Here is an 18,416-nt window from a genome sequence, read left to right as displayed (position 1 = left end):
ATAAGTGAGGAGTAGGTTCATTAAAAGTGAAGTGTATAGGAACTCCTTTTACCTATAGTTTATAAAAAGCGGGGAGTAATTTACCGAAAATATAGGAACTCCCTTTGCCATATAATTTGTAAAAAAGCGGAAAGTAATTCTAACTTATAGGAACTTTCTTTGCCTTATTTTTTATTTTGAGGAGCAGACAGGACTCGAACCTGTGACACACAATCTTGGCGATTTATAGGAACTTTATTTGCCTGCAGCGAAAAGTAATTTTGTTGCTCTACCATCTGAGCTACTGCCCCTGCCGTTATTAAAATAGTTTTCATTAACCTTACAGGCTTTTATACCCGCAAGGTTTGGTTATTTGTTCTTATAAACCTTATAGGTTTTGAAAACCTATAAGGTTTGAATATTATATTAATAATTATGCTTTTCTGAATTTCTTTTTTTTCTTCCACGGTGCATTTTTTCCTACATCACCTGCCATGATACATCCATAAGGCATCACCTCATCCAGAACTTCGCAAAGTCCATATTCTTCAATCTGAGCTCTTACGTTTTTGGCACTTTTATAAGCGCTTGGCAGCTCAGAAATATCAATTTCATTGGAGAAGAAACGGATATCTAATCCTTCTGTTTCCTCATTGAAGATTTCCTCGGTCGTTTTATGAGCTAAAGATCTCTTATGCTGGCTTCTGCTGAAGTTTCTTCCGGCTCCGTGAGGGGCAAAACCCAGATTTCTCTCGTTAGTTTTTCCCTGAACAATTAAAACTGGTTCTGACATATTCAAAGGAATCAGTCTTGGTCCGGTGATATCCGGCATAAATTTATCATCCAGCGGAGTGGCTCCTTTAGCATGATAAAACAGATCACCGTCTCTGAAAACAAAATTATGTTCGTTCCAGTATCTATCCTGTTTTTCTCTCCCGAGCTTATTTAAAACTGCATCATGAATGTTCGAATGATTTTCCTTGGTCCATGCTCTTATTAACTGAAGTGCTTCCCAATAGGCCTGTCCTTCTTCCGTATCGAAAGGGATCCATGCATTTTCTCTTAATGTTTCAGGGGAAATCTCCTGTCTGAAACGGTTGGCCACCTTCATTCCTTTATCGTAAAGTACCGCACCCGGAGCTCTTGATCCGTGATGGGTAACCAGCATGGTATTTCCTGTATTTTTGGACTTCCCGACAAACAGGAAGTGGTTTCCGTCTCCCTGGGTTCCCATATGAGAACGGGCAATGCTGATTAATTTTTCATCATTTAGGAAATAGTTTTCTCTGAACGCATCCATCAGTTCCTGGGACATCGGCATCTGCTCACCTCTTGGTCTTCCTCCGTATCCGAAATGCGTCACTGAATGGGCAGCATCCAACACGTCTTTAGGATCGGCATCACCAAAATCTGTCAGCATCACGGAACAGCAGATATCTGCGCTATGAAATCCAGGGTGGATGGCATTTTTGGCAACCACCACTCCCCCTACCGGGATCAACCCTTCAGGTCCTGTAGGACATGCATCAGGCATCAATGCTCCGGCAGTAAGCGTAGGTGTTTTCATCAGAACTTTCATTGTGTTGATCACTTTCTCTACATTGTCATTTTCACTTTCATGTTCAGCTCTGATGTTAATTATAAAATCTTTCGCCGTTTCATGAAGCGGAATAATATCCGTCTGTTTGAACTGATCCAGATATTCTCTGATCTGAACTTCATCCAGATTGTTTTCGTTGATATGTGTAATGGCATCTTTAAACCATTTGGCTGGTCTGTATCCTAATTCAATTAAGTTATTTCCGTTAAATTCCATTTGTCTTTTGATTTTGATAGTGCAAAGTAAGACTACAAGTGCGCAATAATTCTGCGCAGATAAAAATATTTTAATTATTTTTGTAAAAAAGGTCAAAAGACCTGTTTATTTTCATTTGATTAAAATTTAGAATATGTTATTAGAACAATTAAAAAACAATCCTGAAACCATTCAGTTCAAAGAAGTTATTGCTTATATTGATGAGCATCACGATTTTATACCTACTTCTTTTAAAAACGGCAATACCGTCAATGAAGCTGGTCAGAATAATGGTTCGTGCAAAGTTTTCAGTTTTGCAAAACTTCAGGGATTGTCAAAGGAGCAGACACTTCCTCTTTTTGGAGAATTTTACAGGGAAGATGTATTAAAAAACCCGGAAGGAACAGATCACCAGAACATCAGAAACTTTATGAAATACGGATGGGAAGGGATTTCCTTTGAAGGGGAAGCGTTGAAACAGAAGTAATTATACGGGTCAATTGTGAATTTTGCTTTGCAAGTGAATCATTTTATAAGTCAATGGTCAATTTTGCCTTGCAAGTGAATGATTAGTTTGAAAAAAAGAATTGACACATTAAAAATTGAATTGCGAAGCAAAAATTGACCTTTCACCATTCACCTTTTCACTCTCTCTATAAAAAATCACAAAAAATGTCATCCAATAAAAATGCCCTGATCCGTTACAAAACATTAGACAAATGTCTTAAGAACAAATACCAGAAATATACGCTTGAAGACCTTATCGATGCCTGCTCTGATGCCCTGTTCGAGTTTGAAGGAAAGGAATCTTATGTAAGCAGACGTACCGTCCAGCTGGATCTGCAGAATATGCGAAGTGAAAAATTCGGGTATGAAGCACCTATTGAAGTATATGATAGAAAATACTACCGCTACAGCGATCCTGAGTACAGCATCCATAATATTTCTGTGAATGAAAGCGACCTGAAAGCGATGAATAATGCAGTTCAGATCCTGAAACAGTTTAAGGATTTTTCTATGTTCAAAGAGATGAACGGAGTCATTCAGAAGCTGGAGGATTCCATCCATTCTACCGGACAAAAATCCATCATTCATCTGGATAAAAATGAACAGCTGAAAGGGCTAGAATATATTGATGTCCTTTATGAAAGCATATCCAACAAAAAGGTACTGAATATTCTGTACCGCAGCTTTACCGCCAGGGAATCCAGCAATTATGTGGTTCATCCGCAACTTCTGAAGGAATTTAATAACAGATGGTTTCTGATCTGCCTGCATAAAGGCAAAATGTATAATCTGGCCCTTGACAGAATGGAAAAGATCGATCTGAAGGAAAATACTGAGTATATTGATAAAGATCTGGATGGAGATGAATATTTTAAAGATATTGTAGGGGTTACAGTTTCCGATACGATGGCACCCAGAAATGTTATTTTCTTTGTAGATTCTTCCAATGCGCCTTATGTAAAAACAAAACCACTTCATAGAAGTCAAGAAATTATAAGCGAAACGGAGGATGGCACATTATTTAAGATCTGTGTACAAATTAATTTTGAACTTGAAAGGCTTCTGCTGGGTTTTGGAGAATGCCTGGTTGTCCATCAACCTAAAAAACTAAGGCTGAAGCTGCAGGACAAATTTAAAGCAGGATTAAAAAACTATGAAGATTTAATAATTCCGGATGAAAACTGATCTTTTCAACAACAAAAGTGATAAGTTTTACTTAAGTTGTAAGTGATAAGTTTTATGAAAGCCTGTATAAGATTTTATAACGACTAAAAATTCTTCGGATCAGAATTCCCCTCCTCTGGAGGGGTGGCGAAAATTCATAGAATTTTTGACGGGGTGGTAAATAATCACTCCATACCCTCTACAATATTGATCAATCCCGACATTTTTAAAATGGCTCAGAAATTGTATTAATTTACACATTAAAAAATCTTACTATGAAATCAAGAATATTTAAAGCATTGATTGCCATTATAGCACCTATTGCGATAGAGTATATCGTAAAAAAAATATCTGAGAAATTAGATAAAAAAGAAGAAGATAAAGGAAAAGGACCTAAGCAGATTACTGCTTAAACGTAGAAGTAGTTAGAATTTAATTTTATTGAAAAGAGACTGTCATTAATCATGTACAGTCTCTTTTTTTGTTCAACAGCTTCAAAATAAAACTTCCAGCGGAAAATCTACGCAAAAACACTGCGCACTACTGCTTTTACTTTGCTTTAAAATTGAATACAATGACACCAAAAATACTAGAGAAAATAAAAGAAATAGAGAAAACACGCGGTGTAGAAGTCCTTTTGGCCGTAGAATCCGGAAGCCGGGCATGGGGTTTTGCTTCTCCGGACAGCGATTATGATATACGATTTATCTACCGCCATGAAAAAGATTGGTATCTTTCTCCGTGGGATAAGGATGAAACGATAGAGTTTATGACGGAGGACGATCTGGACGGTTCCGGATGGGATTTACGAAAGACTTTTCATTTGTTACTGAAGTCGAATGCAGCTTTACTGAGCTGGTTTTATTCTCCCATCGTTTACAAAAAGGACGACAAGTTTGTGGAGCTGTTCAGGCCTTTGGCTGATGTCTGCTTTTCACCGATAGCGGTTTCCTATCACTATTTGAGCATGAGCAAAAAGTATCTGGAAGCCTGCAGAAACGAAGAAATAAAACTGAAAAGCTATTTTTACTGCTTAAGAACTGCACTGACCGGTAAATGGATCATAGAAAAAGGAACGGTTCCTCCAGTTTTATTCAGCGAATTGTTAGTTTTGGTTGATGATTATACCCGAAAAAAGATAGAAGACCTTATCGCATTAAAAGCTACTAAAGGAGAATCCTATTACCACCCGAATGATTGGGAGCTTTTTGGGTTTTTAGAGAAAACAATACTCGATAATGAAGAAAGAGCAAAGAGTTTGACCGGAGGAAAATCTGATAAAAATGAAATGGAAAGGGTTTTTAGGGAGATATTAAAGGCCTAGAAACTACTACAATGTTTAACTTTAAAGAAAAGGAAGAAACTCATGTATCCAAAGAAAAAAACAAATTATGACTATTGAATTTCTAAAAACTAATAACTTCATCCTCCTCGAAGCCATCTCCGGAAGCCGCTCTTTCGGGTTGGCCACTGAAAACTCTGACACAGATATCCGTGGGATATATTATCTACCAAAAGAAGACTTCTTCGGTCTGAATTATATCCCGCAGATCTCCAATGAAACGAATGATATCACTTATTATGAGATAGGGAGATTTGTAGAGCTTCTTCAAAAGAATAATCCCAATATTCTGGAAGTTTTGGCAAGCCCGGAAGACTGTATTCTGCAAAAACATCCGCTGATGGGTCTTCTCCGTCCGGAAGATTTTTTATCCAAATTATGCAAAGATACATTTGCCGGTTATGCTGTTTCGCAGATCAAAAAGGCTAAAGGACTGAATAAAAAAATCCTCAATCCCATAGAAAAAGAAAGAAAATCTATTCTTGATTTCTGCTATATCCTTCAGAATCATGCTTCTGTTCCATTGAAAAAATGGCTTTCAGATAACGGAAAAATTCAGGAAAAATGTGGATTGGTAAGCATTGATCATACAAAAGGCATGTTTGCCCTGTTTTATGATGAATCGGGAAGTTCAGGTTACAGAGGAATTATCCAGCATGAAGAAGCCAACCAGGTTTCTGTATCATCCGTTCCGAAAGACGAAAAACCAACAGCCTATCTCTTCTGCAACCTGGACGCCTACTCCACTTACTGCAAAGATTATAAGGAATACTGGAAATGGGTTTCCGAGCGCAATGAAGACCGTTATAACGTTAATCAGAAACACGGCCAGAATTATGACAGTAAGAATATGATGCACACCATCCGTTTATTACAGTCCTGCGAGCATATATTCAAAACAAATTCGTTACATATCCGTGTAGACAACAGAGAGGAATTACTTGATATCAAAGCCGGAAACTGGTCCTATGAAGCAGTCATGCAAAAGGCAGAAAATCTGGTAAAGTCTATAGAACGTCATCACGCAGTTTCTACTCTTCCTGATTACCCGGATGTAAAAAAGACGGAGAAAATCTTAATAGAGATACGCGAAAACTTATATAGTTAAATCTTAATATTCTTAATAACTAAACTTTACCTTAATGGTTAAATTTTAAAATGTCAGGAATATTAAGGTTATTTTTTCTTTGAAGCTTTGGCTATCGAATTATACTCCAGGCATATTTTAATCCAGTATTCAAAATCATCAGGTTTTTGAAAACCTGCAGGTTCCACGTAACAATATCCTTTAAGCTGCTTTCCTTTCATCATCATCGGAAGAAAGCCGGTTCTTTCCGAAACCTCCTCTTCCAGATCAGGATGATAACGGCACATCAGGTTATCATGGCTTACATTAATGCACATCTTACCATTCACCAAAAATGATAATCCGCTGAACATTTTCTTTTCGCTGACCTCAATTCCGGCCACTTCAGAAAGCCTTTCCCGGATTCTGTCTGCAAGATCTGTACTGTAAGCCATAAAATAATTTTTAGAATTAAATTTAGCAAAAAACGCCTTAAGAAGGCTTATTTTCATTGTTAATAAACTTAATCAGATCTATATAAATAAAATTTTATTTAAAATAATTATTGTTTTACGATAATTAATTATACATTTGCAATAGTTAAATAATTATTGCCATGAACCAGACCAAAATTATTTCGAAGATACTTTACTATATCTGCATCCTATTGTCTGCAGGGTACCTGATCACTTTAGCCTACTCAGTTTTTTGCCTGACTACAGGTTTTGCTGTTACACCTTACAAGAATGATCAATACCTTCATATCAATTATCCTTTTACAGAAAATCCGTTTATGAATATTGAAAACAATAATTCGTATATCATCTTCTCTTTTTTGTTGGTTTTAGTTTCTTACGGAATTTTTTTCTGGCTTTCAGCTTTAGTTTTCAGAGTATTTTTTCAGTCAAAACTGTTTACAAAGGAAAATATTCTTCACCTTAAGAGATTTTACATGTATAATATTTTCATACCACTGCCTGTGGTCATTACGGCAAGCTTTTTTGTGGAGGTCGAAAGTATTGTCTGGGGATTGGTTTTTATCCATTTCATGTTGGGAATTTTCTGTCTGTTTCTTGCAAATATCTTTAAGCAAGGACTACATTTGCAAAACGAACAAGATCTATTTATATAAAATGCCAATTATAGTCAACTTAGATGTCATGCTGGCCAAACGAAAAATGCAGAGTAAGGAATTGGCAGAAAAACTGGGAATCACCCCCGTTAATCTTTCCATTCTTAAAACCGGCAAGGCAAAAGGTGTCCGTTTTGATACCCTGGAAGCCATCTGCAAAATTCTGGAATGCCAACCCGGCGATATTCTTGAGTACCGGGAATAGGGTTCGAGTTGCGAGGTTTGAGAGTAAAAAAGTCTTAAATAATCTCTTAATCTTAAAAAAAATCTTGATTCTTGACTCTTGATTCTTGACTCTTGATTCTTGATTCTTGACTCTCTCGATAACGTCCCCCCTCCATCTTCCTTTTTCATCTTTTTAAGCAACCGTACAGGTCTGCTCTACCCTTCTATTATCCAAACCTTAACCTATGAATACCTTAACAATCAACAATCTCAGCCTTATCTACAAAAATGGATATCAGGCAGTTAAAGACCTATCGCTTGAAATATCAAACGGAATGTTCGGTCTGCTTGGACCCAATGGCGCCGGAAAATCATCTTTGATGAAAGCTATTGTAGGATTGCAAAAACCTACTTCCGGAAATATTATTTTTAATGGGACGGATGTTTTAAAAGATCCTGATCATATTAAGCGAAATCTGGGTTTCCTTCCACAGGATTTTGGGGTTTATCCAAAAGTGTCAGCTTATGATCTCCTGGAACATATTGCCATATTAAAGGGAATCACGAACAGTGCGGAACGTAAAAAACAGATCCTGAGCCTGCTTGAAAAAGTTAACCTTTCAGAATTCAGGAAGAAGGAGGTCCATACTTTTTCCGGAGGCATGAAGCAGCGTTTCGGGGTGGCCCAGGCTCTATTGGGAAATCCGAAGATTATTATCGTGGATGAACCTACCGCCGGTCTAGATCCTGAGGAACGCAACCGTTTCAATGCTCTACTGAATGAAATCAGCCAGGATGTTATTGTAATTCTTTCCACCCATTTGGTGGAGGACGTCAGAAATCTCTGCTCGGAAATGGCAGTCATGAACAAAGGTCAGATCCTCCGGCAAGGAAAACCGGCAATATTGATTTCCGAACTGGAAAACAGGATCTGGTCGAAACCGATCAGCAAAGATGAACTTGAAAGTTACTATTCCAGCTATGAGATCATCAGCAGGCAGCTGATTGAAAGAGAGCTCCACATCACCATATTTTCAGAACAAAAACCTGAAGATTTCGATCCCGTAAATCCACTGCTGGAACACGTTTACTTCCATACCCTTACCCAAAAACCTTAACTATGAATGCTTTATTTTTATTCGAAGCCGGACGCATTTCCAAGCACTGGCCAGCCTATCTTATAGCCCTGATCCTGGTAAGTACAGGTATATTCTGCGGTAACAAATTCAACCTTACCGTTGGAGACAGGATCTATCTGAATTCACCCTATACCATCGGTTTTATGACAGGAATGCTAAGCCTGTCCATCCTGTTTATGGCTGCAATTTATGCTGTTCAGTTTCTTTTTAAGGATTATGATTCAAAATTTGATCTTGTATTATTTTCATTTCCTTTTTCCAGATGGACTTATCTGAGTGGAAAATTCTTTGTCTATTTTCTGCAGACTTTCCTTAGTTTTTCTTTTTTAATGACAGGCTTTCTCATAGGCCAGGTTCTGCGGACCGGAAGTGAGATGCAGACTTACTTTAATATAGGATATTATCTTTATCCTATGCTGATTTTCGGGTTTATCAACTGTTTTTTTGTATGCAGCTTTCTGTTTTTTGTTTCATTCACGGCTAAGAAAAAACTGCTGGTCGTTGTAGGCGGGCTGCTTTTATATGTACTGTATATGGTCGTTTTGGTCTTTTCCAATTCTCCGTTTATGGCAGGAAGCCTACCCCAGTCAATAGAAACACAGCATCTTTCATCCATTTTGGACCCATTCGGATTATCGTCTTATTTCTTTGAAGCAGGAACATTCTCTGTTCATCAGAAAAACACGTTAATTGTTCCTCTTTCGGGATATTTATTACTTAACAGGGTAATTTACCTGATCACTTCTGCAGTATTTCTTTTGCTTACCTACCATTTATTTTCTTTCTCAGATCATTCAAAACAAAAAGTAAAAAAAGCATTACCGGAATCCGAAATCACAAACAGGCCAACATTTTCTTATATGACATTGCAAACAGATTTCGGTCGGAAAAACGCCCTTAGATCGATGCTGTCCTTTGTAAAGATGGATCTGCTCTACCTTTTCAGAGGCATTATCATTCCTTCTGCTTCCATACTTCTGCTTTTCTTTATCGGGATGGAAATGTATGCTGAGATTGAAAAAGGCATCCGCCTTCCACAAAAATATGCCGGATCAGGTCTTATGGCAACAACCATTTCAGAAAATCTTCCTCTGTTCGGCTTTCTCCTTTCAGCTTATTTTATCAATGATTTGTACTGGAGAAGTCACTCATCAGGTTTTTCACCCATCGAAAACACAACATTTTTTTCGGAAAGCAAACTTATGGGCCATTTTATTTCCATGAGTATTCTTCTTTTTTTCTTTACCGGAATCTTAATAACCGAAGGCATCTTATTTCAGGCATTGTATCATTACCTTCATATCGATTGGAATGCCTATCTGTATGTTTTTCTTTTTAATACTTTTCCGTTAATGCTTTTTTCAGGATTGATCATTTTGGTTAATGCTTGTATCAGAAATAAGTTTATTGCTTTGGGCGTTTCCGTTTTAGCAGTATTCCTTCTGACCGGCCCGGTTTCCGGTAAAATACTTCCTTATCCTCTTTTCAGAATATTTTCAGATTTTAAAGGGACTTACAGTGATTTTAACGGATATGGGCCTTACGTTCTTGCTTTTGCAGAAAGACTTTTATTCGGTGCCGGAGTTATTGCATTTCTTTGGATGATCAATAGAATTTTCAGAACTAAAAAGCTCAGCACTATTGTTCTTATTGCCAGTATTCTATTGCTTTCGTCAGGGATTTTTTCCGGTATATTTTTCATGAAAGGTTATATTCCGGAAAATGAAGAAAAAGCATTAACAGGATCTATCCGGTACGAAAAAGCGTTTAAGAAATATGAAAACCTGCCACAGCCTGAAATTTCAGATGTTATCACCGAAATCAGGTTGTATCCTTCAGAAAATGCATACGAGATCATTGGAAAATATACTTTGGTTAACTTTACCGATCAGCAGATCAATAAAATCCTCATCAATTTTAACCCTGACCTCAAATTAGAATATGCTGTTTTTCAATCCGGATCCGAATCTCTGAGAATTAATAAAAATATATCGGAAGTTGAATTAAACCAACCAATGAAACCCAACGGAACCGCTCATCTTGAATTCAAACTATCTTATAAATGGTGTGCCGTAAACGGGCATCAGTCTTTCAATGCCATCATAGGCAACGGTTCTTTTATGAGGATCAGCAGATATTATCCGATGATCGGATACCAGAAATCAGAAGAAATTCAGGATGAAAAGCTAAGAAAAGAAAATCATCTCGGAAAACTGGAAGCATTGAAAAAAACAGAAGCCCCTGAAGTCTTTAAAAAGGATTTTATTAATTTAAATATGATCATTTCTACAGAAGGAAGCCAGACCGCAATAGGCACAGGGGATCTGGTTAGAAAATGGACAAAATCAGGACGCAGCTATTTTCAGTACAAGGCAGGAAATATTCCGTTCCGGTTTGCCATCTCTTCGGCAGATTATACCATGAAAAGTGTTTTATACAAAGGAATTACAGTGAATATATTTTATCAGAAAAACCATTTTGAAAATACAGATCATCTCCTTGAAAATGCAAAAATTACATTGGATTACTGTACAAAGAACTTTGGAAAATATCCGTTCAAAACAGTCAGTTTTGCTGAAATTTCATCTTTTACCAGAGGATTTGCAGCTACCGCTTATCCGTCTGCTGTTTTTATGCCTGAGGATATGATTTTCCATGCCAATATTCATGCAGATAAGAAGCAGGATGTGATCAACGAACTTGCCGGGCACGAGCTTTCCCATCTGTGGTGGGGAAATAACCAGATTGATCCTGATGACAGGGAAGGCGCAGTAATGCTTACCGAAACACTCGCTATGTACACCGAAATGATTCTCTACAAAAAAATGCACGGCAGAGAAAAAATGTTGGAAAGAATAAAAATGCACCAGCAGATCTACGACAGTGAAAAAGGTTTTTCTGAAAATATTCCGATTTATAAAGTAACGGGAGACGCCACTCATATATCTTATTCAAAAGGGGCTGTGGCCATGGTAAAATTAAGTGAACTGATCGGGGAAGAAAAAGTAAATAAAGCGTTAAAGAATTTTCTACAGAACAATCAGTACCCTAAAAAGCCTTCTTCTCTGGATCTACTCAATGAATTTTATAAGGTCTGCCCTGATGAAGCCACAAGAAAGCAGGTTGACCTATTATTTAAAACCATATAAATCATTCACCAACAAAACTTTACACAACCATCTGCTTAATTTGCGAGAGATTAAAATATTTTTTCGCAGATCGAGCAGATTTCTTTTTTCTACTATTCAAACTGTATGACTTCAAGTTTCTTCAACCTAAATTTTTTCAATCAGGGAATATCAGCTGAAGAAAAATAGAACAATTCAGCTCCGCTCCGCCGAGCGAAATCCTCATTAATTAATCGTAGGAATATGAGTTGTAATGATATACGTGTAATGCAAAAAAAATCCCTCAAAAAATTGAGGGATTCATTATATATAAGATTTAGTCTTAAGCTTCAGAAGAAGGATTTTGATCTCCGGCAGGTTTTTCCCCTTCCGGTCTTGTATTCTCTTCTCTTCTTGCCGGTCTGTCAGGTCTACCCTGTCCTTCCGGTCTTCTGTCACCTTGTGGTCTGTCCTGTCCTTCTGGTCTTGGTTTAGATTCAGGTCTTGCAGGTCTTGGTAAAAGAACTTTTCTTGAAAGTTTCATTTTCTTACGGTCATCGTAACCCATGAACTTCACTTCTACTTCGTCACCTTCGTTATAAGGTACCTTATCCAGACGAGCCCATTCAATTTCAGAAATATGAAGAAGCCCTTCAGTTCCTTTCGCAATGGCTACGAAAGCTCCGAAATCCATTACTTTAACTACTTTTCCTTGATACACTTCACCTACTACAGGTACAAATGTGATCTCGTTGATTCTGGCGATTGCCGCATTGATTTTCTCTCTGCTTACACCAGAAATCTCAATTCTTCCGATTTCTCCTACTTCTTCAATAGCAATAACAGTATCTGTATCTTTTTGAAGTTGTTGAATGATTTTTCCACCAGGTCCGATCACAGCACCAATGAAATCTTTAGAGATCTCAAGCATTACCATTTTCGGAGCGTGTGGTTTCACATCTTCTCTTGGAGCAGAAATAGTTTCATTTAATTTATCTAAGATATGAAGTCTTCCGTTTCTTGCCTGTAGAAGAGCTTTTTCCATGATATCCATAGAAAGCCCCTGGATCTTGATATCCATCTGACAAGCCGTGATACCGTCTGCAGTTCCCGTTACTTTAAAGTCCATGTCTCCCAGGTGATCTTCATCTCCTAAGATATCAGAAAGAACAGTGAATTTTCCGGTTTTAACGTCTGTTACCAATCCCATTGCAATCCCGGAAACAGGTTTTGCAATCTGAATACCAGCATCCATCAATGCTAAAGTTCCTGCACAAACAGTTGCCATAGAAGATGAACCGTTTGATTCTAAAATATCAGAAACGATACGGATCGTGTAAGGGTTTTCTTCAGGAATCATGTTTGCCAAAGCTCTCTGAGCCAGGTTTCCATGTCCTACTTCTCTTCTTGAAGTTCCTCTTAAAGGTCTTGCTTCACCCGTTGAGAACGGCGGGAAGTTATAATGTAAGAAAAATCTTTCGTCATAGTTTACCATCACGCTGTCTACCATGTTCGCATCTTTCACAGAACCTAACGTTACCGCTGTTAAAGACTGAGTTTCACCTCTTGTGAAGATTGCAGAACCGTGAGCTCCCGGTAAATAATCAATTTCGCTCCAGATTGGACGAATCGTTTCAGGATCACGACCATCAAGACGGATTTTATCATTCAAAATCATCTGACGCATCGCTTCTTTTTCCACATCGTGGTAATATACTTTAGCGAAAGGTGTTACTCTTTCTAATTCTTCAGCATTATCAACATATTGAGCTAAAAATTCATCCAGAACAGCTTTGAATTTTTCACCTCTTTCTTCTTTTCCTGAAGGAGTTTTCGCTACCTCGTATACTTTATCATATGTTTCTTTCCACACTTTCTCACGGATAGCTTCATCGTGATTTTCGTGGCTGTATTCTCTTTTTGGGAATGATTTACCTACCTTTTCAGCTAATCTTTCCTGAGCTTCAACTTGTTTTTTGATTTCTACGTGAGCGAATTGGATAGCTTCAAGCATTTCCTGCTCAGAGATTTCTTTCATTTCCCCTTCTACCATTACGATAGAATCTTTAGTTGCTCCCACCATGATGTCAAGGTCAGCAATTTTAAGATCTTCAAATTTAGGGTTGATAGAAAGCTCACCGTTGATTCTTACGACTCTTACTTCAGACATTGGCCCGTTGAAAGGGATATCTGTAATAGCAATCGCTGCAGATGCTGCAAGACCTGCTAAATCGTCAGGAATTGACTGTCCGTCATAAGAAATTAATGAAATCATTACCTGAACTTCAGCATGGAAATCTTCTGGGAATAATGGTCTAAGAACTCTGTCTACCAAACGCATTGTTAAGATCTCCTGATCTGACGGTCTGGCCTCTCTTCTAAAAAAGTTTCCAGGAATTTTTCCTCCTGCGTAGAATTTTTCTCTGTAATCTACAGTTAAGGGTAGAAAATCTACTCCGTCTTTTGCTTCTTTACTGGCTACAACAGTTGCTAAAAGCATTGTTCCACCCATTTTTACGACTACAGAACCATCAGCCTGTTTTGCTAATTTTCCTGTTTCAATTGTGATTTCTCTGCCGTCTGCAAGAATAATCGTTTCTGTAATTGCTTGAGGTATACTCATAAATTGTTTTGTGTTGCACTCCGTATTGAGTGCTTTAATTATTGATATTTCGTCTAAATTTTCGTGTGCAAATATACCATATAATAATGAGATATTAAATTTTCAGTCTCAGAAATACAACTCAGAATCGTAAGATTTCCCTTCCTTTTTTATCAAAGATGTAAAAATTACTGACAGTATATTTGAACCTATTCATGATTCAGAATGATAAAAAATGTTTTTTTAAAGAAAATTGATTATTAAATCCTGTTGTTTTCGTATTATTGTCTCAAAAAATGTAAATAATATTTTTCTATCGGAAAAGTTGATTTATTTACATAAAAAACATTGAAAAAGTTGCAGAAAAACACTTTGCTAGCTTATATTTGTCCTGCTTCTCAAATATAGATGTACGAGGAAAATCAACTGAGAGAATTTAATTCTTTTCAAATTAAATAAATGTTTATGATCAATAAAGAAGTAAAAACACAGAGCAGGAATTACACCATTCCTTTAATTACAATTACTTTGCTCTTTTTTATGTGGGGATTCATTACCTGTATGAATGATATCCTGATCCCCTATCTGAAACAGCTTTTCAAGCTCACCTTTTTCGAATCGATGCTGGTACAGTTCTGTTTTTTCGGAGCGTATTTTATTGGTTCTCTGATCTATTTTCTAATCTCCATTTCAAAGGGAGACCCTATTAATAAAGCAGGCTACAAGAAAGGAATCATGTTCGGTATTTTTCTGGCCGCCTTTGGATGTGTCTTATTTTATCCGGCTGCGACTTTTTCTTATTATCCTTTATTTCTTGGAGCTTTATTTATTCTGGGACTAGGCTTTACCGTGCTTCAGATCACGGCTAATGCTTATGTTTCATTACTCGGCAGCGAAGAATCTGCTTCCAGCCGACTGAATATGACCCAGGCTTTCAATGCTTTCGGAACCACGATTGCACCGGTTCTTGGGGGCCATCTGATCTTTGAATTTTTCTCGGCTCCGGACGGCTCGTTCAGTGCTGTGGCGACAAGAATTCCTTACCTAATATTTGCTGGTATCCTGCTGTTGGTCGCATTACTGATTTCCCGAGTGAAACTGCCTTCTTTCCAGACCCAGGAAGAAGAGATCGTAAAAGGCTGGGGTGCTCTTCAGTTCAGCCATCTGAAATTCGGCGTTTTTGCCATGTTCTGCTATGTAGGGGGAGAAGTAGCGGTGGGAAGCTTTATCATCAGCTTTCTGGAACAGCCTCAGATCATGGGCTTTAATGAGATAATCAGCAAAAATTATCTTTCTCTTTATTGGGGCGGAGCGATGATCGGGCGTTTTCTAGGGGCAATTTCTTTAAATCAATCATTAAGCCGGGGGAAAAAAGCAGTCTATATGCTGGGTGCAGCTGCTGCTGTTTTTCTGGTTATTTTCAGTATTGTGGACCTAAGCTTTGCACAAATCAGCTTTTTCCTTGTATTTATTGTACTTAACTTTATTGCTTTCTTTATTGGTAAAGCAGCTCCGGCAAGAACATTATCTATTTTTGCCGGCATTAATGTCATTCTTCTTATCTCAGCAATGGTTAATCACGGTGAATTGGCAATGTACAGCATTTTGGGAATCGGAATCTTTAACTCAATTATGTTTTCCAATATTTATACTCTGGCCATTTCAGGTTTGGGTAAATATACCAGCCAGGGATCATCTTTGGTGGTAATGGCTATATTGGGTGGTGCTATCGTTCCTATTTTCCAGGGCTACCTTGCCGATCAGTTGGGAGTGCAGCATTCATTTATCATTCCGGTATTCTGTTATCTGGTGATTCTTGTATTTGGGGCTTATTGCAGCAAATATTTAGGGCATGTGGAAAGCACTGAAGCAAAATCGGGACATTAAACAATTTTTTTATACAGAATTTTAATTCATAATTTAAAGTGAGATGTTTAAAAACGTCTCACTTTTGTTTTTAAATACAATTTAAGCTGTAACTTTTACATTGAATCAGACACCTATCAAATAATCAATATTTTTGTCATGAAGATTCAATTACAGCTGGAATATTTTGCTTTTTTTATACTGGGAATATTTGCTTTTAGCCAGACTGGCCTTTCCTGGTGGTGGTTTGCCGGACTATTTCTGGCTCCGGACATTTCCATGCTGGGATATACTGTAAACAATAAAATTGGCGCTTTTTGCTATAATCTTTTCCATCATTTGGGTGTTGCTCTTATGGTGTACCTTGTGGGAACAGCATTAACACTTCCCTATTTGCAGATGATTGGGGCTATTTTATTTGCGCATTCAGCCTTCGACAGAATATTAGGCTATGGACTGAAGTATCCTGACAGTTTTCAGAATACACATTTGGGAAAAATCGGAAAAGACAAAAAATAAGAACACAAAAAAAGCAACTCCTTTCGAAGTTGCTTTTATTTGAAAATCTCTGTAGATTATTTTCTTAAACCTAGTTCAGCAATGATAGCTCTGTATCTTGTAATATCTTTTTTCTTAAGATAATCCAATAAGCTTTTTCTTTTACCTACCAATTTCACTAGAGATCTCTCTGTGTTGAAATCGTGACGGTTAGCTTTTAGATGCTGAGATAAGTGGTTGATTCTGAAAGTGAAAAGAGCTACTTGTCCTTCAGCACTTCCTGTGTCCTGTGCAGATTTTCCATGTTTTGCGAAAATTTCTGCTTTTTTTTCTGTTGTTAAGTACATTCCAATATTGTTTAATGATTATTATGTAACGGGTGCAAAATTACGACTATTTTTTGATTCTGCAAACATTATCGATTTCATTTATTGAATTTGATAGAAAAAAATGTTAAAAATTTCTTAATAAATTGTATGTCATCCGGTGAAAAGGCAGTAATTTTGCATACGAATTACACAATGAGAAAATTTATATTCTTTACAGCTCTTGGAACTTTTTTATTGGTCGGTGTTATTTCGGTAAAAGCGCAGAAAAATGCTGACAACAAGACAAAAAAAATCCTATACTTCAATCCCGAGGTAGAACCTGATATTGAGGAAATCAAAGAGCCTACAAACCTCGCGTTCTTCAGTGCTGTTTCCGATAATTTCAGCGGGAGAAAGAATAAAGTACTCAGAGCCGAGGTGCAGATCCCTTTTGACAGTGTTGAAAAACAAACCATCACCGATTACTGTGTCAATAACGACGCTGATTTTGCTATTGTTCCTAAAGTAAGGTATTTCAAAGTAGGCATCGGTAAATATGTGTTTTCCAACCAGGTTGTAGTAAGCATGAAGCTTTTTGATGCAGGAGGAAATCTGGTTACAGAAACCGATTATGACACTTACCGGAAAAATATGCGCCTTCTAGGTTCCACAGAAAATTCTATTAAAATAGGAACTGATGGTGCGATCAAGGGGATTTTGAAAAAACTCAGAAAACTTAAATCCGGGGCTGGAGCAGAGCTTTAAAGTGAATGGTGAATTTTGCTTCACAAGTCAATTGTTAATGGATAAGCTAAGCAGTTGAATTTCACCATTGACAATTCACTATTCACAAACTATATCTCTAATGGTCAATTGTGAATTTTGCTGCGCAAGTCAATTGATGTGTTAAGCAGTCGAATTTCACCATTAACGATTCACTATTCACAAATCAATCACTATTTTTAATGGTCATTGGTCAATTTGCTCCGCTATCAATTTTTAGCACATAATTAATTTCAGAACTAACGATTCACTTGCGTAGCAAAACTCACCATTCATCATTCACTTCCCCAACGTTTTTTTCTATTTACACTTTTTAATAAAAACTGATAAACTTCCAGAACAAACTGATTACTAGATAAATATTTTCACCAATAGATGAATAATTAAATATTTTTTACTATTTTAGTTTTACAAATTAAAACTTATATAATATGAAAAATTTAAAGAAGCTCAACAGAGAGCAACAAAAACAAATTAATGGAGGAGCTATTAACAGATGTAACAATACCAACAGACCCTGCTCTATAGGATGGTGCTGCAACGGAGTATGCTCACCTTATGCATGTATTGATCCTGAGCTATAAGTATTAGATCTTTTATCTTAATGATTAAATCTATTGATATGAAAAATCTAAAGAAATTAAACAGAGAGCAGCAAAGCCAGATCAATGGCGGGACTATCGCAAGATGCAGTTTAACCAGACCATGCACCGTTGGATGGTGTTGTGATGGAGTATGTAGCCCACAGGCATGTATTGAATTCTAAAAGCCTTATCTTTTATTGAACTAAAAAATATTTATCATGAAAAATTTAAAGAAACTCAACAGAGAACAGCAAAGAAAAATCAACGGAGGAGCTATTGAAAGATGCAGCGCAACCAGACCATGTTTTATTGGTTTCTGCTGCCGGGGAGTGTGCATGGAATACGACTGTATTGAAGAATAAATCAGTTTTTTACTTAA

General features: G+C 37.2%; 19 protein-coding genes and 1 tRNA gene. 15 read left to right on the top strand and 5 right to left on the bottom strand.

Features of this window, described 5'->3' with window-relative positions; translation table 11 throughout:
• Positions 1 to 179 precede the first annotated feature (179 nt).
• Both LC418_RS07490 and LC418_RS21095 read right to left on the bottom strand, forming a co-directional pair.
• Positions 180 to 290: transfer RNA gene (locus tag LC418_RS07490), tRNA-OTHER, on the bottom strand.
• Between the two features lie 122 nt (positions 291 to 412).
• Entirely contained in the window at positions 413 to 1,213 is an 801-nt protein-coding gene (locus tag LC418_RS21095) for an RtcB family protein (protein WP_420837284.1), read from the bottom strand.
• A 715-nt stretch (positions 1,214 to 1,928) separates the two neighbouring features.
• Here LC418_RS21095 and LC418_RS07480 point away from each other — a divergent pair.
• The 5 genes from LC418_RS07480 (at position 1,929) to LC418_RS07460 (ending at position 5,895) form a co-directional block, all read left to right on the top strand.
• Positions 1,929 to 2,261 carry a HopJ type III effector protein gene (locus LC418_RS07480; protein WP_111956112.1) on the top strand — a complete coding sequence of 111 codons (333 nt, stop codon included), beginning with the start codon at positions 1,929 to 1,931 and terminating at the stop codon, positions 2,259 to 2,261.
• Positions 2,262 to 2,446: 185 nt separating this feature from the next.
• The gene (locus LC418_RS07475) at positions 2,447 to 3,466 is read left to right on the top strand and encodes a helix-turn-helix transcriptional regulator (protein ID WP_223558632.1); all 1,020 of its coding nucleotides are present in this window, start codon (positions 2,447 to 2,449) and stop codon (positions 3,464 to 3,466) included.
• Between the two features lie 254 nt (positions 3,467 to 3,720).
• Entirely contained in the window at positions 3,721 to 3,858 is a 138-nt protein-coding gene (locus LC418_RS07470) for a hypothetical protein (RefSeq protein WP_165570718.1), read from the top strand.
• Between the two features lie 161 nt (positions 3,859 to 4,019).
• Positions 4,020 to 4,769, top strand: coding sequence for a nucleotidyltransferase domain-containing protein (locus LC418_RS07465; protein WP_223558631.1), 750 nt, complete (start codon positions 4,020 to 4,022; stop codon positions 4,767 to 4,769).
• Between the two features lie 67 nt (positions 4,770 to 4,836).
• On the top strand, positions 4,837 to 5,895 hold the full coding sequence (locus LC418_RS07460; protein ID WP_223558630.1) for a nucleotidyltransferase domain-containing protein: 1,059 nt from the start codon (positions 4,837 to 4,839) through the stop codon (positions 5,893 to 5,895).
• A gap of 68 nt (positions 5,896 to 5,963) precedes the next feature.
• Here LC418_RS07460 and LC418_RS07455 read toward each other — a convergent pair whose 3' ends face one another.
• A complete protein-coding gene (locus LC418_RS07455) occupies positions 5,964 to 6,308 on the bottom strand; it encodes a TfoX/Sxy family protein (protein ID WP_223558629.1) in 345 nt (114 codons plus the stop codon).
• Positions 6,309 to 6,469: 161 nt separating this feature from the next.
• On the opposite strand from LC418_RS07455, the gene LC418_RS07450 reads away from it, so the two are divergent.
• From LC418_RS07450 to LC418_RS07435, 4 genes are all read left to right on the top strand, one after another.
• Positions 6,470 to 6,985 carry a DUF2975 domain-containing protein gene (locus tag LC418_RS07450; protein WP_223558628.1) on the top strand — a complete coding sequence of 172 codons (516 nt, stop codon included), beginning with the start codon at positions 6,470 to 6,472 and terminating at the stop codon, positions 6,983 to 6,985.
• Between the two features lies 1 nt (position 6,986).
• Positions 6,987 to 7,190, top strand: a complete 204-nt coding sequence (locus LC418_RS07445) for a helix-turn-helix domain-containing protein (protein WP_040995723.1) — start codon at positions 6,987 to 6,989, stop codon at positions 7,188 to 7,190.
• Between the two features lie 205 nt (positions 7,191 to 7,395).
• On the top strand, positions 7,396 to 8,268 hold the full coding sequence (locus LC418_RS07440) for an ABC transporter ATP-binding protein (RefSeq protein WP_223558627.1): 873 nt from the start codon (positions 7,396 to 7,398) through the stop codon (positions 8,266 to 8,268).
• Positions 8,269 to 8,270: 2 nt separating this feature from the next.
• A complete protein-coding gene (locus LC418_RS07435) occupies positions 8,271 to 11,438 on the top strand; it encodes a M1 family aminopeptidase (protein WP_223558626.1) in 3,168 nt (1,055 codons plus the stop codon).
• A 301-nt stretch (positions 11,439 to 11,739) separates the two neighbouring features.
• Here the strand turns inward: LC418_RS07435 and LC418_RS07430 are convergent, their stop codons facing one another.
• A complete protein-coding gene (locus LC418_RS07430; RefSeq protein WP_111956100.1) occupies positions 11,740 to 14,019 on the bottom strand; it encodes a polyribonucleotide nucleotidyltransferase in 2,280 nt (759 codons plus the stop codon).
• Positions 14,020 to 14,463: 444 nt separating this feature from the next.
• Here LC418_RS07430 and LC418_RS07425 point away from each other — a divergent pair, with 444 nt between their 5' ends.
• Positions 14,464 to 15,885, top strand: a complete 1,422-nt coding sequence (locus LC418_RS07425) for a sugar MFS transporter (protein WP_223558625.1) — start codon at positions 14,464 to 14,466, stop codon at positions 15,883 to 15,885.
• 138 nt (positions 15,886 to 16,023) lie between these two features.
• On the top strand, positions 16,024 to 16,383 hold the full coding sequence (locus tag LC418_RS07420) for a DUF4260 domain-containing protein (RefSeq protein WP_223558624.1): 360 nt from the start codon (positions 16,024 to 16,026) through the stop codon (positions 16,381 to 16,383).
• Positions 16,384 to 16,439: 56 nt separating this feature from the next.
• On the opposite strand, the gene rpsO is transcribed toward LC418_RS07420, so the two are convergent.
• Complete coding sequence (gene rpsO, locus LC418_RS07415) at positions 16,440 to 16,709, bottom strand: 30S ribosomal protein S15 (RefSeq protein WP_034704056.1); 270 nt, start codon at positions 16,707 to 16,709, stop codon at positions 16,440 to 16,442.
• 174 nt (positions 16,710 to 16,883) lie between these two features.
• Here rpsO and LC418_RS07410 point away from each other — a divergent pair, with 174 nt between their 5' ends.
• The 4 genes from LC418_RS07410 (at position 16,884) to LC418_RS07400 (ending at position 18,399) form a co-directional block, all read left to right on the top strand.
• Positions 16,884 to 17,435, top strand: a complete 552-nt coding sequence (locus LC418_RS07410) for a pyruvate decarboxylase (protein ID WP_111956245.1) — start codon at positions 16,884 to 16,886, stop codon at positions 17,433 to 17,435.
• A gap of 449 nt (positions 17,436 to 17,884) precedes the next feature.
• Positions 17,885 to 18,037: a bacteriocin-like protein gene (locus LC418_RS07405; RefSeq protein WP_156122694.1), complete on the top strand. Its 153-nt coding sequence runs from the start codon at positions 17,885 to 17,887 to the stop codon at positions 18,035 to 18,037.
• Between the two features lie 20 nt (positions 18,038 to 18,057).
• Positions 18,058 to 18,219 carry a bacteriocin-like protein gene (locus LC418_RS21090; RefSeq protein WP_420837281.1) on the top strand — a complete coding sequence of 54 codons (162 nt, stop codon included), beginning with the start codon at positions 18,058 to 18,060 and terminating at the stop codon, positions 18,217 to 18,219.
• 36 nt (positions 18,220 to 18,255) lie between these two features.
• On the top strand, positions 18,256 to 18,399 hold the full coding sequence (locus LC418_RS07400; RefSeq protein WP_157963373.1) for a bacteriocin-like protein: 144 nt from the start codon (positions 18,256 to 18,258) through the stop codon (positions 18,397 to 18,399).
• Positions 18,400 to 18,416: the final 17 nt, after the last annotated feature.

Origin of the sequence: Chryseobacterium lathyri (assembly GCF_019970085.1) — a bacterium.
In the GTDB taxonomy this organism is placed as follows: domain Bacteria; phylum Bacteroidota; class Bacteroidia; order Flavobacteriales; family Weeksellaceae; genus Chryseobacterium; species Chryseobacterium lathyri.
The sequence above is the reverse complement of the archived record's forward strand: the minus strand, read 5'-3'. Positions and strand labels throughout refer to the sequence as shown.

Coding starts and splice junctions, on each gene's coding strand:
- LC418_RS21095 (WP_420837284.1), bottom strand. CDS start 1,213: ATGGGAACCCAGGGAGACGGAAACCACTTCCTGTTTGTCGGGAAGTCC.
- LC418_RS07480 (WP_111956112.1), top strand. CDS start 1,929: ATGTTATTAGAACAATTAAAAAACAATCCTGAAACCATTCAGTTCAAA.
- LC418_RS07475 (WP_223558632.1), top strand. CDS start 2,447: ATGTCATCCAATAAAAATGCCCTGATCCGTTACAAAACATTAGACAAA.
- LC418_RS07470 (WP_165570718.1), top strand. CDS start 3,721: ATGAAATCAAGAATATTTAAAGCATTGATTGCCATTATAGCACCTATT.
- LC418_RS07465 (WP_223558631.1), top strand. CDS start 4,020: ATGACACCAAAAATACTAGAGAAAATAAAAGAAATAGAGAAAACACGC.
- LC418_RS07460 (WP_223558630.1), top strand. CDS start 4,837: ATGACTATTGAATTTCTAAAAACTAATAACTTCATCCTCCTCGAAGCC.
- LC418_RS07455 (WP_223558629.1), bottom strand. CDS start 6,308: ATGGCTTACAGTACAGATCTTGCAGACAGAATCCGGGAAAGGCTTTCT.
- LC418_RS07450 (WP_223558628.1), top strand. CDS start 6,470: ATGAACCAGACCAAAATTATTTCGAAGATACTTTACTATATCTGCATC.
- LC418_RS07445 (WP_040995723.1), top strand. CDS start 6,987: ATGCCAATTATAGTCAACTTAGATGTCATGCTGGCCAAACGAAAAATG.
- LC418_RS07440 (WP_223558627.1), top strand. CDS start 7,396: ATGAATACCTTAACAATCAACAATCTCAGCCTTATCTACAAAAATGGA.
- LC418_RS07435 (WP_223558626.1), top strand. CDS start 8,271: ATGAATGCTTTATTTTTATTCGAAGCCGGACGCATTTCCAAGCACTGG.
- LC418_RS07430 (WP_111956100.1), bottom strand. CDS start 14,019: ATGAGTATACCTCAAGCAATTACAGAAACGATTATTCTTGCAGACGGC.
- LC418_RS07425 (WP_223558625.1), top strand. CDS start 14,464: ATGATCAATAAAGAAGTAAAAACACAGAGCAGGAATTACACCATTCCT.
- LC418_RS07420 (WP_223558624.1), top strand. CDS start 16,024: ATGAAGATTCAATTACAGCTGGAATATTTTGCTTTTTTTATACTGGGA.
- rpsO (WP_034704056.1), bottom strand. CDS start 16,709: ATGTACTTAACAACAGAAAAAAAAGCAGAAATTTTCGCAAAACATGGA.
- LC418_RS07410 (WP_111956245.1), top strand. CDS start 16,884: ATGAGAAAATTTATATTCTTTACAGCTCTTGGAACTTTTTTATTGGTC.
- LC418_RS07405 (WP_156122694.1), top strand. CDS start 17,885: ATGAAAAATTTAAAGAAGCTCAACAGAGAGCAACAAAAACAAATTAAT.
- LC418_RS21090 (WP_420837281.1), top strand. CDS start 18,058: ATGATTAAATCTATTGATATGAAAAATCTAAAGAAATTAAACAGAGAG.
- LC418_RS07400 (WP_157963373.1), top strand. CDS start 18,256: ATGAAAAATTTAAAGAAACTCAACAGAGAACAGCAAAGAAAAATCAAC.